Raw genomic sequence first — 17,019 nt, forward strand, 5'->3', positions numbered from 1 at the left:
ATATAAATTGACTTCGTTGTCCCACCTCCGCACAGTTGATTAGGATGGCCGCTAACACTTGCGGAGTCGTTAAACAGTCCAGTGGACTGTTTAAGGGGGTGCCTAGAAATAAGACAACGTCCCAGATCAGGACCTCCAATCAACAGTGGTTCATTGGTGCTAAAGCACCTAATGAACTGTGCAGGGGAAAGACTTCTTGGCAGTGCCAACAAGTCTTTCTCCCAACCACTGCGTCAAACTGTTATTATTGTAAAAATAGAAGGCTGGAATACTTTTTTCCAAACTTTTTCCAGCTGACGCTAAGAATTTAAACTTGTGAATACAGTTTCTAAGTTCTGCTTTATTTTTCTGTTTCAGTCTAATGTCCAGATTTTACGGCTGCTTAGAACTCACTTTGAAAATTAACATCTAGCTTTAAGCGGTCTCTATCAACAAAACAAACTTGCAATTTGTGCCTAAATTGGTTATAATAATAATAACTATTTGTCGTCTAACTTGATTGAAATATTGTCCAATCAAGCGATACAGCAGTTAAATCAAACTTTTCTAGTCAGATTTAGCTGCTCTTTTTGTGCCTAATTTTGGGGATTTTTATAAATGTAACGCAAATATAAAGATTCTAAAAATTATGCCATAAAAGAACTCGTAGGTGATGAATAAGCTGTTAATTGACCTCGACTAACTTAGCTTTGAGCTGAGAAAGTCTTTGTATCTTACGATGAAGGAGATAGAAACTTGGCAGGACATGACGTTCAATACGGGAAACATCGCACCCGTCGAAGTTTTTCAAGAATCAAGGAAGCTCTTGATCTACCAAATTTAATTGAAATCCAAACGGATTCATTCCGAGATTTCTTGGAGAATGGTCTCAAGGAAGTCTTTGAAGATGTACTTCCGATTTCAAACTTTACCGATACCATGGAATTGGAGTTTGTTGGTTATGAGTTGAAGGAGCCTAAGTACAGTTTGGAAGAAGCGCGTATCCACGATGCTTCATACTCAGCACCGATCTTTGTAACTTTCCGTTTGATTAACAAAGAGACTGGTGAAATCAAAACTCAGGAAGTCTTCTTTGGTGACTTTCCAATCATGACGGAAATGGGGACTTTTATCATCAATGGTGGGGAACGGATTATCGTTTCTCAGTTGGTACGTTCTCCGGGTGTTTATTTCAACGATAAGGTTGATAAAAACGGTAAAGTTGGCTACGGTTCAACCGTTATCCCTAACCGGGGGGCTTGGCTGGAATTAGAAACGGACTCTAAGGATATTGCCTATACGCGTATCGACCGAACTCGTAAGATTCCATTTACAACTTTGGTGCGGGCCCTTGGTTTCTCTGGTGATGATGAAATTATTGATATCTTTGGTGATAGCGAATTAGTTCGCAATACTATTGAAAAAGATATCCACAAGAATCCAGCAGATGCTAGGACTGATGAAGCCCTTAAGGAAATTTACGAACGCCTGCGTCCAGGGGAACCTAAGACAGCTGATAGTTCTCGTAGCCTCTTGACTGCTCGTTTCTTCGACCCTCGTCGCTATGACTTGGCTGCCGTTGGTCGTTATAAAATTAATAAGAAGCTCAATATCAAAACTCGCCTGCTCAACCAAACTCTAGCGGAAAACTTGGTCGATGGTGAAACTGGTGAAATCTTGGTTGAAGCCGGTACCGTTATGACTCGCGAGGTTATTGATTCTATTGCAGATGCTTTGGATAACGGCCTTAATAGCTTCGTTTATACACCAAATGACTACGCTGTTGTGACAGATCCTGTTGTTCTGCAAAAATTCAAAGTGGTTTCACCACTGGATGCTGACAAAGTAGTTACTATCGTTGGTAACTCTAATCCAGGTGATAAGGTCCGTGCGTTAACGCCTGCTGATATTTTGGCGGAAATGTCATATTTCCTCAATTTGGCTGATGGGCTTGGTAAGGTTGATGATATTGACCATTTGGGTAACCGCCGGATTCGTGCTGTGGGTGAACTGTTAGCCAACCAATTCCGTATCGGTTTGACTCGGATGGAACGTAACGTGCGCGAACGCATGTCTGTTCAAGACAATGAAGCTCTGACGCCACAGCAAATTATCAATATCCGCCCTGTTACGGCTGCAGTTAAGGAATTCTTTGGTTCTTCTCAATTGTCTCAATTCATGGACCAACACAATCCGCTTTCTGAGCTGTCTCACAAACGTCGTTTGTCAGCTTTAGGCCCTGGTGGTTTGACCCGTGACCGAGCTGGCTATGAGGTGCGGGACGTGCACTATACCCATTATGGCCGGATGTGTCCAATTGAGACTCCTGAAGGACCAAACATCGGTTTGATCAATAATCTGTCTTCTTACGGTCACCTCAATAAGTACGGCTTCATCCAAACACCATACCGCAAGGTTGACCGGTCAACTGGTAAGGTGACTAATGAAATCGTTTGGCTGACTGCGGATGAAGAAGATGAATACACCGTCGCTCAGGCCAACTCAAAGCTGAATGAAGATGGCACTTTTGCAGAAGAAATTGTCATGGGGCGTCACCAAGGGAACAACCAAGAATTTTCAGCTAGCTCGGTTGATTTTGTAGACGTTTCTCCTAAACAGGTTGTTGCGGTTGCAACCGCTTGTATCCCATTCTTGGAAAACGATGACTCCAACCGGGCCCTCATGGGTGCCAACATGCAGCGGCAAGCTGTACCATTGATTGATCCTAAGGCACCGTTCGTTGGGACAGGCATGGAATATCAAGCCGCTCATGATTCTGGTGCTGCTGTTATTGCTCAACATGACGGCCGAGTAACCTTCTCTGATGCTGAAAAGGTTGAAGTGCGACGTGAAGATGGCTCCCTTGATGTTTATCATATTACTAAGTTCCGTCGCTCTAACTCTGGTACTGCCTATAATCAACGCACTCTTGTTAAGGTTGGCGATCAGGTTGAAAAAGGTGACTTCATCGCTGATGGTCCTTCCATGGAAAAAGGTGAAATGGCTTTGGGTCGCAACCCAATCGTCGCTTACATGACTTGGGAAGGCTACAACTTCGAAGATGCGGTCATCATGAGTGAACGTCTGGTTAAGGAAGATGTTTATACTTCTGTCCACTTGGAAGAATTTGAATCAGAAACCCGTGATACTAAGTTAGGTCCTGAAGAAATTACGCGTGAAATTCCAAATGTTGGGGAAGAAGCTCTCAAGGATTTGGATGAAATGGGTATTATCCGCATCGGTGCGGAAGTCAAGGAAGGCGACATCTTAGTTGGTAAGGTCACTCCTAAGGGGGAAAAAGACCTGTCAGCTGAAGAGCGTCTCCTCCATGCCATCTTTGGTGATAAATCGCGTGAAGTGCGTGACACCTCTCTGCGGGTTCCACACGGTGGTGCTGGTATCGTCCGTGATGTCAAGATCTTTACACGGGCTAATGGTGATGAGCTTCAATCTGGTGTTAATATGCTGGTACGGGTTTATATCGCTCAAAAACGTAAGATTAAGGTCGGCGATAAAATGGCTGGTCGTCACGGTAATAAGGGGGTTGTTTCTCGGATTGTTCCGGTCGAAGACATGCCTTATCTGCCTGACGGAACACCTGTTGATATCATGCTGAATCCATTGGGTGTGCCATCTCGGATGAATATTGGACAAGTTATGGAACTCCACTTGGGTATGGCGGCTCGTAATCTAGGAATCCATATTGCAACGCCAGTCTTTGACGGGGCGACTTCTGAAGATCTTTGGGAAACCGTTGAAGAGGCTGGTATGGCTAGTGATGCTAAGACCGTCCTTTACGATGGTCGTACCGGTGAACCATTTGACAACCGTGTATCTGTTGGGGTTATGTACATGATTAAGCTCCACCACATGGTTGATGATAAGCTTCACGCCCGTTCCACTGGTCCTTACTCACTTGTTACCCAACAACCTCTGGGTGGTAAAGCTCAGTTCGGTGGTCAACGTTTCGGGGAAATGGAAGTTTGGGCTCTGGAAGCTTATGGGGCTTCAAATGTCTTGCAAGAAATCCTGACTTACAAGTCGGATGATGTGAATGGCCGCCTTAAAGCTTATGAAGCTATTACTAAGGGTAAACCAATTCCAAAACCAGGGGTGCCGGAGTCCTTCCGTGTCTTGGTTAAGGAACTGCAATCACTTGGTCTTGATATGCGCGTGCTGGATGAAGATGACAAGGAAGTTGAACTGCGTGATCTTGACGAAGGTGAAGATGACGACGTCATGCATGTTGATGATCTGGAAAAGGCCCGCCAAAAGCAAGAAGCTGAGGCTGCTCGCTTAGCACAAGCTGCTGTGAGTCAAAAGACTGAAGAATGAGATGGCCAATAGGTTGGCTGGGAAGGGGCCTTTTCAGCCAACTAGCTAAGTCTCATCATAAGCCAGGCTAGGCATTGCCCCTAGTTTGGCCAGATAAATAGAAAGGTAATACTAGTGGTTGACGTAAATCGTTTTAAAAGTATGCAAGTCACTTTAGCTTCTCCTAATAAGGTCCGTTCTTGGTCCTACGGGGAAGTTAAGAAACCTGAAACAATCAACTACCGCACGCTCAAGCCTGAACGTGAAGGGCTCTTTGATGAAGTCATCTTTGGGCCTACTAAGGATTGGGAATGTGCCTGTGGTAAATATAAACGGATCCGCTATAAAGGGATTGTCTGTGATCGCTGTGGGGTTGAAGTTACTCGTGCCAAGGTTCGTCGCGAACGTATGGGTCACATCGAATTGAAGGCTCCTGTTTCTCACATCTGGTACTTCAAGGGTATCCCATCACGCATGGGCTTGACTTTGGATATGAGTCCGCGGGCTTTGGAAGAAGTTATCTACTTCGCAGCCTATGTGGTCATTGATCCTAAGGATACTCCGTTGGAACGCAAGTCTATCTTGACTGAGCGTGAATACCGCGAAAAACTGCAGGAGTATGGTTACGGTTCCTTCGTTGCTAAGATGGGGGCGGAAGCTGTTCAGGACCTCCTGAAGCAAGTGGACTTGGAAGCAGAAATTGCAGAACTCAAAGAGGAACTGAAGACTGCTTCAGGTCAAAAGCGCATTAAGGCAATTCGCCGTTTGGATGTTCTTGATGCCTTCCAAAAATCAGGCAACAAGCCAGAATGGATGGTACTTAACATCCTGCCGGTTATTCCGCCGGATTTGCGCCCTATGGTCCAATTGGATGGTGGTCGTTTTGCTGCCTCTGACTTGAATGACCTTTACCGTCGGGTTATCAACCGGAACAACCGCTTGGCGCGTCTTTTGGAACTCAACGCTCCAGGTATCATCGTGCAAAATGAAAAACGGATGTTGCAAGAAGCTGTTGATGCTCTGATTGATAATGGTCGGCGCGGCCGTCCAATTACAGGTCCAGGCAGCCGTCCGCTTAAGTCTCTCAGCCACATGCTGAAAGGTAAGCAAGGACGTTTCCGTCAAAACTTGCTGGGTAAACGGGTTGACTTTTCTGGACGTTCGGTTATCGCTGTTGGTCCAACCCTCAAGATGTACCAATGCGGTGTACCGCGTGAAATGGCTATCGAGCTCTTCAAACCTTTCGTCATGAAAGAAATTGTTGCGCGTGAATATGCTGGTAATGTTAAGGCTGCCAAGCGTATGGTTGAACGCGGTGATGAACGGATCTGGGATATTCTGGAAGATGTGATCAAGGAACACCCCGTTCTCCTCAACCGGGCACCTACCCTGCACAGACTTGGTATCCAAGCCTTTGAACCTGTTCTGATCGATGGTAAGGCTCTGCGACTTCACCCACTGGCTTGTGAAGCCTACAATGCTGACTTTGACGGGGACCAAATGGCTATCCACGTGCCTCTGTCTGAAGAAGCTCAAGCAGAAGCTCGTCTCTTGATGTTGGCGGCCGAACACATTCTTAACCCTAAAGATGGTAAACCAGTCGTTACCCCATCTCAAGATATGGTTTTGGGTAATTACTACCTGACTATGGAAGATGCTGGCCGTGAAGGCGAAGGTATGGTCTTCAAGGACAAGGACGAAGCTATCATGGCTTACCGCAATGGTTTTGCACACTTGCATACCCGTGTTGGTATCGCAACGGACAGCATGCCTGAAAAACCTTGGACTGAAAGTCAAAAGGGCAAGGTTATGATTACGACTGTTGGTAAGATTCTCTTTAATGATATCATGCCAGCAGAACTGCCATATCTGCAAGAACCAACCACCAGCAATCTGACTGAAAAGACTCCTGATAAGTACTTCTTGGAACCAGGTAGCGATATCAAGCCAGCTATTGAAGCACTTGAAATCAATGAACCATTCAAGAAGAAACACTTGGGTAATATCATCGCTGAAACCTTCAAACGCCTGCGGACGACAGAAACTTCTGCCTTCCTTGACCGTTTGAAAGACTTGGGTTACTATCATTCAACCCTGTCTGGTTTGACTGTTGGTATTGCTGATATCCCAGTTATTGACAATAAGCAAGAAATTATCGAAGCTGCTCACAGTAAGGTCGAACAAATCAATAAGGCCTTCCGCCGCGGTTTGATGACGGATGACGACCGCTATACAGCCGTTACAAATACTTGGCGCGAAGCCAAGGAAGAATTGGAAGAAGCTCTGATTGCTAACCAAGATCCTAAGAACCCTATCGTTATGATGATGGACTCAGGAGCTCGGGGTAACATCTCCAACTTCTCTCAATTGGCTGGTATGCGTGGTCTGATGGCGGCTCCTAATGGACAAATCATGGAATTGCCTATCCTGTCTAACTTCCGTGAAGGTCTGTCTGTTCTGGAAATGTTCTTCTCTACCCACGGTGCTCGTAAGGGTATGACTGATACGGCTCTCAAGACCGCCGACTCGGGTTATCTGACTCGTCGTCTGGTCGATGTGGCTCAAGATGTTATCATCCGCGAAGACGACTGTGGTACGGACCGTGGTTTGACCATCACAGCTATTACCGATGGTAAGGAAGTAACTGAAACCTTGCAGGAACGCTTGGTTGGTCGTTATACCAAGAAGAGTGTTAAACACCCTGAAACTGGGGAAGTCTTGGTTGAACCTGATACCTTGCTGACAGAAAATATGGCGGCTGAAATTGTTAAGGCTGGCGTTGAAGAAGTCACCATCCGCTCTGTCTTCACCTGTAAGACCCGTCATGGGGTCTGCCGCCACTGTTACGGTATCAACTTGGCAACAGGTGATGCGGTTGAAGTTGGGGAAGCTGTTGGTACTGTCGCTGCCCAATCTATTGGCGAACCTGGTACCCAGTTGACTATGCGGACCTTCCACACCGGTGGTGTTGCTTCGAATACCGATATCACTCAAGGTTTGCCTCGTATCCAAGAAATCTTTGAAGCCCGCAATCCTAAAGGGGAAGCGGTCATCACAGAAGTTAAGGGGCGCGTGACTGACATTGAGGAAGATGCGGCAACTCGTACCAAGAAGGTTTACGTTGAAGGTAGAACTGGTAAGGGTGAATATGTCGTGCCATTTACAGCTCGGATGAAGGTTCAAGTCGGTGATAAAATTTCCCGCGGTTCTGCCCTAACCGAAGGATCTATCCAGCCAAAACATTTGCTGGAAGTGCGTGATACCCTGTCAGTTGAAACCTATCTCTTGGCAGAAGTTCAAAAAGTTTACCGTAGCCAAGGGGTAGAAATCGGTGATAAGCACGTCGAAGTTATGGTTCGTCAAATGTTGCGCAAGGTGCGTGTCATGGATCCAGGTGATACGGATCTCCTGCCAGGTACGCTCATGGATATCGCTGACTTTACGGATGCTAATAAGGACATCGTCATCGCTGGCGGTATTCCTGCAACCAGCCGTCCAGTCCTTATGGGGATTACCAAAGCTTCACTGGAAACCAATTCATTCCTATCAGCAGCTTCCTTCCAAGAAACCACTCGTGTCCTGACCGATGCGGCTATCCGTGGTAAGAAGGATCATCTGCTTGGTCTTAAGGAAAATGTCATTATTGGTAAGATTATCCCTGCTGGTACTGGTATGGCTCGCTACCGCAATATCGAACCTCAGGCTGTCAATGAAGTTGAAATCATTGAAGAAGAAGTAGGGCCAAATGAAGAGGAAGCTCAAGCACCAGTTGCTGAATAATAACTCAGACTTTTTTCTGAAATCTGTATAGATATAAGAAAGGCTTCTCAGCCTCTCCTAGTTTTAGGAGAGGCTTTTTCCTTATTAAAATCAGGGAAAGTTTGACTCGGTAAGTTATTTGAGGAGGCAAAGCTGAAAAGAAGGCGAAACATAATATTTACATTTTCTTAATAAACTGCTATAATTGAAAACGTTATAGTCATTCAATGGATTGGGCGGGTCTTGTCTTGAGACCGGTTCAAGTCTATTTTTATTTGGCTAGAGAGAAGAAGCGTTCAGTTTCCCCTGACGCTTAAGATAGAAGGAATTTTATGGTATTAATAAAAAGAAAATTCAGAAAAAAGCTTCGAAAGAATGCTAAGTGGATCGTGGCTGCTGGGGTGGTACTTGTTGGTGTTACAGCTCATAACTTTACCCAAACAAATGATTCTAAGCATGAGATTAATTGGTATACACCGACTGAAATCATTACTTTGGATGTTTCTAAGAATACTGATCAATATTCGGCAATGGCTATCGGTAATTCTGGCAGTAACTTAATGCGGGTAGATAAACATGGTGATTTGAAGCTAGATTTAGCTAAAAAGGTGGATGTGTCGGCTGATGGTTTAACCTATACGGCGACCCTGCGCGATCATCTCAAATGGTCGGATGGCAGTGCCTTGACAGCACAGGACATTGTCTATTCTTGGCAGCGCATGGTCGACCCGAAAACGGCTTCTGAATATGCTTACTTGACTCAGGATGCCCATGTTCTCAATGCCGATGAGATTATCGCTGGCAAGAAGCCAGTCAAGGACTTAGGTGTTAAGGCAGAAGGCAACAAGGTTATTTTTACTCTTAGCAAGCCGGCTCCTCAGTTCAAATCTCTCTTATCTTTTTCTAATTTTGTGCCACAGAAAAAATCCTTTGTGGATAAAGCTGGAGATAAGTACGGAACGGCTTCTAAGTATTCTGTCTATTCAGGCCCTTATAAGGTTGAACATTGGAACGGTACTAGTGGTAGCTATAAATTGGTTAAGAATAAATACTACTGGGATGCAAAGCATGTTAAAACCAAGGTTGTCAATGTTCAGACTGTCAAAAAGCCTGATACGGCTGTTCAGATGTATAAACAAGGGGATCTTGATTATGCTAATATTTCTGCGACCTCAGCTATGTATAATGCTAACAAATACAGCAAAGAGGTTGTTAAGGTTCCAGAAGCAACAACCACCTATATCGTTTACAATCAAACGGGGGAGGTTCCTGGTTTGACCAATAAAAAGATTCGTCAGGCTCTCAACTTTGCAACTAATCGTAAGGGAGTGGTTAAGGCTGCTATTGATACAGGATCTAAGCCGGCTACTGCTTTGGCTCCTGAAGGATTAGAGAAATTGCCGGGTGGAAGGGATCTAACGGATTATGTGGCTCCGGGCTACACTTATGATGTTAAAAAAGCTAGTCAGCTCTTTAAGGCTGGGTTAGCAGAAGAAGGGCTAAGTTCTTTGAAACTCGTCGTTACAGCTGATTCTGATCAGCCTGTTGCCAAGGCAGCGGTCGACTATATCAAGGAGACATGGGAGAAAGCCCTGCCTGGTTTAACCGTTGAGGAAAAATTTGTTACCTTCAAGCAGCGCTTGGATGATACAAAAAAACAAAATTTTGATGTGGCTCTTGTTCTTTGGGGGGGTGATTATCCGGAAGGTTCAACTTTCTACGGTCTATTCACCTCTGACTCTGCTTATAACTATGGTAAGTTTTCAAATGCTGATTACGATGCTGCTTACCAAAAAGCTCTGACCACTGATGCTTTGAATCAAGCGGCAGGTGCAGAAGATTATAAGGCAGCAGAAAAATCCCTTTACGACGAGGCTCTTTACAATCCAATCTACTTCCGTTCAACTCGAGCTTTACAAAATCCACATTTGAAAGGCCTGATACGGAATGCAACTGGACTTTACACGGACTTTACCTATGCCTACAAGAAGTAATCAACGTCGGGCAAGAGGGTGAGGGCTAAGCCATCATGGCTGTCTGTCTCACTCTCTTGTTTGCTGATTTTAAAGGAATCAATAATATGGTGAAATATTTATTAAAACGTATAGCAATCTTGTTAGTTACTCTTTGGGTGGTTGTAACCCTGTCTTTCTTTCTTATGCAGGTTTTACCAGGAACGCCTTACAACAACCCCAAGTTAACGGATGAAATGATTGCCATGATGAACAAGCAATACGGCTTGGATAAGCCGCTCTGGCAGCAGTATCTGACCTATCTCTGGAATATCCTGCACGGTGATTTGGGAACTTCTTACGCCTCTATTAATCAAAAAGTGTCAACCCTGATTGGTCAACGCCTGGCTGTTTCTGCTCAACTGGGTATTCAGGCTCTGGTTGTCGGTGTTATTGCTGGTCTTTTTGTCGGTGCTGTTTCAGCCCGCAATAAGAATAACTGGATTGATAGTGTCTTGAGTGTTATCTCAACTCTAGGTATCTCAGTACCGTCCTTCATTATTGGACTTTTTCTCTTGGATTACCTCGGCTTCAAGTGGAATCTTCTGCCTTTAGTTGGTTGGGGTAGCTTTGGTCAGTCCGTCTTACCAACTCTGGCTTTGGCTATTCCGGTCTTTGCTCAGGTTACACGCTTCTTCCGCAGTGAAATGATTGAAACCCTCAATACAGATTACATTCAGTTGGCTCGAGCTAAGGGGCTGACTTCATCAGAGGTAACAGAGCAGCATGCCTACCGCAATTCCATGATTCCAGTCTTGACCTTAGTTGGTCCGCTGGCTGCTAATATTTTGACGGGTTCTGCCTTGATTGAGCAAATCTTCTCAATTCCCGGTATCGGGCAGCAATTTGTCAGCTCCATTCCCACCAAGGATTATCCAGTTATTATGGGAACAACGATTGTCTATGCTCTCATGCTGATGGTGGCTATTCTGGTGACAGATATTGTGATTAGTATTGTCGATCCTCGGGTTCGCTTGCAGTAAGGAAGGATACTATGGACGAAAGACAAACATTTAAACTTGTGGGTGCGGGCAGCACGCTTTCACAAGAAAAAATTCAAAAGCCTACCCTGACCTTTATGCAGGATGCTTGGCGACGGTTGAAAAAGAATAAATTAGCCTTAGTGGCTCTCTGGTTCTTGGCCTTCATGCTGATTTTTGCCGCTATTTCAACGGCCTTTGTCAGTAAGGAAGATGCCAATACTTTTAACAGTGATAAGGTGACCACTTATCGCAATTTGCCTCCTAAAATCAGCGATCATTTACCTTTCTGGAATGGGACAATCAAATATTCTGGTGCTGATAAGAAGACAGATGTCTATAAGGAACAAGAGGTTCCCAAGGGTCAAAAATTTATTTTAGGAACCGACAACTTAGGCCGAAGTGTGGCCAAGCGGGTTATGGTCGGGATTCGGATTTCCCTTTTGATTGCTGTGGTTGCGACCTTGATTGACCTCCTGATTGGCGTTAGCTATGGTCTGATTTCAGGTTTTATCGGCGGTCGGATCGATACCATTATGCAGCGGATTATCGAAGTTATCTCTTCAATCCCTAACTTGGTTATCGTAACCATGCTGGGGCTCCTTCTGGGAAATGGGGTGACGGCTATCATTATCTCCATCGCTATTGTCGGTTGGACAGCGATGGCTCGTCAGGTCCGCAATATGACCCTGTCCTATAAGGAGCGGGATTTTGTCCTAGCTTCAAGGACTCTGGGTGAAAGCAGGATCAAGATTGCCTTTAAACACATTCTGCCAAATATTTCAGGGATTATCATTGTACAAATTATGATGACTGTACCTAGTGCCATCATGTATGAAGCTGTCTTATCAGCTATCAATCTGGGGGTGAAGCCACCGACGGCTTCCCTAGGTTCTCTGATTACCGATGCCCAAGAATACTTACAATATTATCCCTATCAGCTGATTATTCCAGCTCTTGCCTTGGTCTTTATTTCCCTAGCCTTCATTCTCTTGGGTGATGGTCTGCGGGATGCCTTTGACCCTAAGTCAAATGCTGATGAGTGAGGAGGTCCTTATGTCAAAAGAAGAAATTTTAAGCGTCAAAGACCTTCATGTGAATTTCCATACCTATGCTGGCGATGTCAAGGCTATTCGAAATGTCAATTTTGAACTCTACAAGGGTGAAACGCTAGCTATCGTTGGCGAGTCTGGTTCTGGGAAGTCTGTCACAACTCGGACCCTCATGGGCCTATCGGCCAAGAATGCTGAGGTCAGTGGCGATATCCAGTTTAAGGGACGTAATCTCAATGAACTGGATGAAAAAGATTGGGTCAGCGTTCGTGGTAATGAAATTGCCATGATTTTCCAAGATCCTATGACCAGTCTGGATCCAACCATGAAAATTTGGAAGCAGATTGCTGAGCCCATTTTGATTCACGATGACGAAATGGAATTCGATCAAGCTTTTGAAATCGTTGTTGATCTGATGGAAAAAGTTGGAATCCCTAATGCGCGTGAACACGCTAATGATTACCCTCATCAGTGGTCTGGAGGAATGCGGCAGCGGGCTGTCATTGCTATTGCCCTAGCGGCTAATCCAGAAATCCTCATTGCCGATGAACCGACGACTGCTCTGGATGTGACTATTCAGGCTCAAATTCTGCATCTGATGAAGGATATTCAGCAGCAAACCGAGAGTTCCATTATCTTTATCACCCATGATTTAGGGGTCGTCGCTGGTATGGCTGATCGGGTTGCCGTTATGTATGCTGGTAAGATTGTTGAATACGGTAGTGTTGATGAAGTCTTCTACAATCCGCAACACCCTTATACTTGGGGCCTTCTGGGTTCCATGCCAACCATAGGAACCGAGTCTGGCAGCCTGCAAGCCATTCCGGGGACACCGCCGGACTTGCTCAATCCGCCTAAGGGGGATGCCTTTGCTGCCAGAAATGCTTTTGCTCTGGATATCGATCACGAGGAAGAGCCGCCCATGTTTAAGGTATCTGATAGCCACTATGCGGCTACTTGGCTTTTAGATGAACGAGCACCTCAGGTGACACCGCCAGACTTTATCCAAAAACGGTGGAAACAGTGGCAAGAATTAGAAGGGAGACAAAAATGACCCAAGACCCTAAAAAATTAGTCCAAGTCAAAAACGTTTCCCTGACCTTTAACAAGGGAAAATCCAACCAAGTCAAGGCTATTGATGATGTTAGTTTTGATATCTATGAAGGTGAAGTGTTCGGTCTGGTTGGAGAATCAGGTTCTGGTAAGACGACCATTGGTCGCTCTATCCTCAAGCTCTATGATATTGATGGTGGTGGTATCAGTTTTAATGGGAAATCCATTGAAACTTTTAAAGGTAAGGACCTGCATGACTTCCGTAAGGATGCCCAAATGATTTTCCAAGATCCTCAGGCCAGTCTCAACGGTCGGATGACCATCCGGGATATTATTGCTGAAGGTTTGGATATCCATCATTTGACTGCAAACAAGGAAGAACGCCAGAAGAGGGTGGAAGAGCTGATCGAATTGGTCGGTCTCAATAAGGATCACCTCTCTCGCTATCCGCATGAATTCTCCGGTGGTCAACGCCAGCGGATTGGGATTGCCAGAGCCTTGGCGGTTAAACCTAAGTTTATCGTAGCCGATGAACCCATCTCTGCCTTGGATGTTTCCATACAGGCTCAGGTGGTCAACCTTATGCAAAAACTTCAGCATGATCAAGGCCTGACCTACCTCTTTATTGCCCATGACCTGTCCATGGTCAAGTATATTTCTGATCGTATCGGCGTGATGCACTGGGGCAAGCTCTTGGAAGTCGGACCGGCGGATGAGGTTTACAACAATCCTATCCACCCTTACACCAAGTCGCTTCTATCAGCCATTCCTGAACCGGATCCAGAGCGAGAACGGGCTCGGGTGCCTCAGGTTTATGACCCAAGTCTGGAAGAAGATGGGCAAGCCCGCCAAATGCACGAAATTACCCCTGGTCACTTTGTCTATGCGACTGACCAAGAGGCTGAAAACTATAAGAAATAAAAGGACCTCAGCTCTAACCAGCTGAGGCTTTTCTTATTGTCGCTTGAAAATTATGGGGAAATAATATAGCAAAAGAAGTTAAAGCTTGAAACCCTGAACTCGAGTAGTGACCAAGATAAGCCCGCATCCCCGAGGGGCTAACCGAGCTTCCTATTTTTCTTCTCAGGGAAAAGTAGAAAGGTGAAAACAGCCAGTCCGATAAAGCAGATGGAATACCGGTAGAGCCTAGTAAAGGCCTTGGTATAGCGACCTTTAGCATAGGTTTTAATGGCTGAAATTGCCTTATTGATCTGTTGGTTGATGGTTTGTAGTTTGGCTTGAACTTGGGTCTCAACTTTGCCGTGAATGGCCTGTTTGGCCTGATCAGGAAGGCGGCTTGGATAGTTGTTCAAGACCTTCTGGTAGTTTTCATTGATAATGGCTTGTTTTTCTTTTGGGCTAAAATGATTTTGGGTCGTTTTAGCTTGTTTGGTCTTGCCTAGAGCCTTGATGGAAGTGTCAGCAATCATCTTTTGCTTATCCTTAGGAACTTGGATGGTCTTAACTTCCTTTTTAATATAAGTAATGGATTCATTTTTTGCTGCAGTGAGGTTGCTATAGAGATCAGTCACATAGATGGCGACTGCTAAAACAATCCCAACCTGCCGCAGGACTCCTGCCACACTTTGAGAAGCTGTCAGAAGATTGCCAGTAAAATCGGAAGCGGCTAAAACCGTTATGGGACCAGCGATAATACCGTATCCTGTCCCTAAGATCAGACAAGTCAGGGTTGTCTGAAAACTATTGGTCATATCAATTTTTGTGAAGAGGATATAGGCAATGGTCATGAATATGAATCCGCTCGCCATAACGAGACGTGATCCAAGTTTGTCAATCATTAATACAGCCAGAGGGGAGAAGACAAAAATCATGACCGTTATAGGTGTTACCAGTAGTGCAGCCTCAAGTTCAGCTTTGCCTTGCACCCGAGTAAAGTAGGTTGGCAGAACAACTGTGACAGCGACCAGAAAGACATTACTTAGAACAATAGCTAAAGCTGATCCAGTAAATTCTTTGTTCTTAAAGAGGGCCAGTGGCATCATAGGAGCTTGAGCTTTTCCTTCCCACCAAATAAAGAGGGTTAAAAGGAGAGCCGAACCGATTAAGAGTCCGATAATAGTTGGGCTAGTCCAATGTCAAGTCCGTCCTTGAACCAAGCCTAAAGTGAGGGAAAAGAGGGCTGCCATGCTAAAGATAGCCCCCAGAAAGTCAATTCTGGCTGATTCTTTTTCTTCATGCCAGCTAAAGCAAATCAGGCAAATGACAAGGGAAATAATCATCAAGGGGAGATTAACGAGAAAAATCCAACGCCAGCCTAGGTACTGGGTGAGAATTCCTCCGATGGTTGGTCCCAAGGCTGCAGCAAGTCCTTGCGTGACGCCCAAAGCGGCAATGACTCTCTTTCGGGCGGAAATATTAACAGTGTTGATTCCTAGAGTCATCGAGAGAGGAAAGACAAGGGCTGCCCCGATACTTAGGATACTCCTACCGATAATTAATACTTAACAAAAATCAAAAATAGCGATATAATATAGTCATGACACTAGAAATTACACCAGCACAAGCACAAGAACTAAAACAAGCACTCAAAGATAAAGCAAATGATAAACACTATAGAAAACTTCATGCCCTCCTCCTTCGTTCACAAGGAATGAGCTTAACAGCAATCGGCAAAGAAGTTGGGCTCGTTCACCAGTCTGTTCGCAACTTAATTACCCGTTATCAAAAGGGGGGACTAACAGCTCTATTTAAAGAAATCGCGGTGGTCGTAGACGTGCTTATATGACCGTCGAAGAGGAAGAAAGATTCCTAAACCAACAACTAGAACGGGCATTAAAGGGGGAGCACGTAACTGTTCAAAGCTTGTTTGAAGCCTATCAAGCTGAAGTTGGAAAGTCAACCACTCGTGAGGGATTCTATGCTTTATTAAAACGCCACGGATGGCGAAAGGTAACTCCTCGTCCAAAACATCCTAAAAAAGCAGACGCTAAAACGATTTATGCGTCAAAAAATAAAATCTATATTCAGGAAGACAAGAAAGCGCTTTAAGCATAGCCGACGTTACAAGAAAGTCCGTCTCATGTATCAAGATGAAGCGGGTTTTGGTCGTATCAGTAAGCTAGGAGCTTGTTGGGCACCTAAAGGTTATAGGCCACATGTAGCCAGCCACTACATTCGAGAATACCGTTATTGTTACGGAGCCGTTGATGCCCATACAGGAGAATCTTTTTTCCTCATCGCAGGAGGTTGTAATACTGAATGGATGAACGAATTTTTAAGACAATTAAGTCAAGCTTTTCCTGACGATTACATTGTTTTGGTTATGGATAATGCCATTTGGCATAAATCAAAGGCTTTAGAAGTTCCACATAATATAGACTTTGCTTTTATTCCGCCTTATACTCCTGAAATGAATCCTATTGAACAGGTCTGGGCTGAAATAAGAAAACGTGGGTTTAAAAACAAAGCCTTCAAAACTTTGGAGGAGGTTATTAATCAACTTCAAGAGGTTATTCAAAGTTTTCATTGGAAAGAGTTAAAAACGATTGTCCATAGAAAATGGACTTCGGCTATGCTTGATTTTCATTGAGTATAAGAAATTTAAGTCCTTACTTAGGGCAGATAGGAGGGAACCCAGCATAAAAGTCATTAGTCCTAAAAGATAAAATTTTTGTTTGCCAAATTTTTCAGCTAATTTACTCAAGGGAATGGTTAAAGAAGCAAAGACGATGGTATAAACATTGAGGGCCCATTGTAGATTATTGAGTGTGACCTTCAGGCTATCTTGAATAGCTGGTAGAGCAATATTCATGACGGTAGTATCCAACATACAGAGGAAGATGCCGATACACATAGCAAAAATAGTAAAAGTTCGTTTCATAGGGAAGCTCTCTTTCTTTTATATTAACA

The 17,019-nt window shown here is 44.6% G+C and carries 7 protein-coding genes and 3 pseudogenes; 8 read left to right on the top strand and 2 right to left on the bottom strand.

The features are described 5' to 3' along the window. Positions 1–735: 735 nt before the first annotated feature. The 7 genes from rpoB (at position 736) to STRCR_RS02655 (ending at position 14,070) form a co-directional block, all read left to right on the top strand. Positions 736–4,314: a DNA-directed RNA polymerase subunit beta gene (gene rpoB, locus STRCR_RS02625; RefSeq protein ID WP_004229085.1), complete on the top strand. Its 3,579-nt coding sequence runs from the start codon at positions 736–738 to the stop codon at positions 4,312–4,314. A gap of 114 nt (positions 4,315–4,428) precedes the next feature. Further along, the gene (rpoC, locus tag STRCR_RS02630) at positions 4,429–8,073 is read left to right on the top strand and encodes a DNA-directed RNA polymerase subunit beta' (RefSeq protein ID WP_040804371.1); all 3,645 of its coding nucleotides are present in this window, start codon (positions 4,429–4,431) and stop codon (positions 8,071–8,073) included. A gap of 311 nt (positions 8,074–8,384) precedes the next feature. Next, positions 8,385–10,046, top strand: a complete 1,662-nt coding sequence (locus tag STRCR_RS02635) for a peptide ABC transporter substrate-binding protein (protein WP_004226281.1) — start codon at positions 8,385–8,387, stop codon at positions 10,044–10,046. Between the two features lie 86 nt (positions 10,047–10,132). Further along, complete coding sequence (locus STRCR_RS02640) at positions 10,133–11,047, top strand: ABC transporter permease (RefSeq protein WP_040804788.1); 915 nt, start codon at positions 10,133–10,135, stop codon at positions 11,045–11,047. Between the two features lie 11 nt (positions 11,048–11,058). Next, positions 11,059–12,090, top strand: coding sequence for an ABC transporter permease (locus STRCR_RS02645; RefSeq protein WP_004228615.1), 1,032 nt, complete (start codon positions 11,059–11,061; stop codon positions 12,088–12,090). A gap of 10 nt (positions 12,091–12,100) precedes the next feature. Further along, positions 12,101–13,150 carry an ABC transporter ATP-binding protein gene (locus STRCR_RS02650; RefSeq protein WP_004225936.1) on the top strand — a complete coding sequence of 350 codons (1,050 nt, stop codon included), beginning with the start codon at positions 12,101–12,103 and terminating at the stop codon, positions 13,148–13,150. Next, positions 13,147–14,070, top strand: a complete 924-nt coding sequence (locus STRCR_RS02655) for an ABC transporter ATP-binding protein (RefSeq protein ID WP_004225478.1) — start codon at positions 13,147–13,149, stop codon at positions 14,068–14,070. Before STRCR_RS02650 ends, STRCR_RS02655 begins: the two co-directional genes overlap by 4 nt. Before the next feature lie 137 nt (positions 14,071–14,207). On the opposite strand, the pseudogene STRCR_RS02660 reads toward STRCR_RS02655, so the two are convergent. Next, positions 14,208–15,608, bottom strand: a pseudogene (locus STRCR_RS02660) (MFS transporter); the annotation flags it as partial. A gap of 38 nt (positions 15,609–15,646) precedes the next feature. Here STRCR_RS02660 and STRCR_RS11500 point away from each other — a divergent pair. Next, positions 15,647–16,699, top strand: a pseudogene (locus STRCR_RS11500) (IS630-like element ISStso1 family transposase). Between the two features lie 3 nt (positions 16,700–16,702). Here STRCR_RS11500 and STRCR_RS11505 read toward each other — a convergent pair. After that, positions 16,703–16,990: pseudogene (locus STRCR_RS11505) on the bottom strand (MFS transporter); the annotation flags it as partial. Positions 16,991–17,019 lie beyond the last annotated feature (29 nt).

The sequence above is a fragment of the Streptococcus criceti HS-6 genome, from assembly GCF_000187975.2.
GTDB lineage: Bacteria > Bacillota > Bacilli > Lactobacillales > Streptococcaceae > Streptococcus > Streptococcus criceti.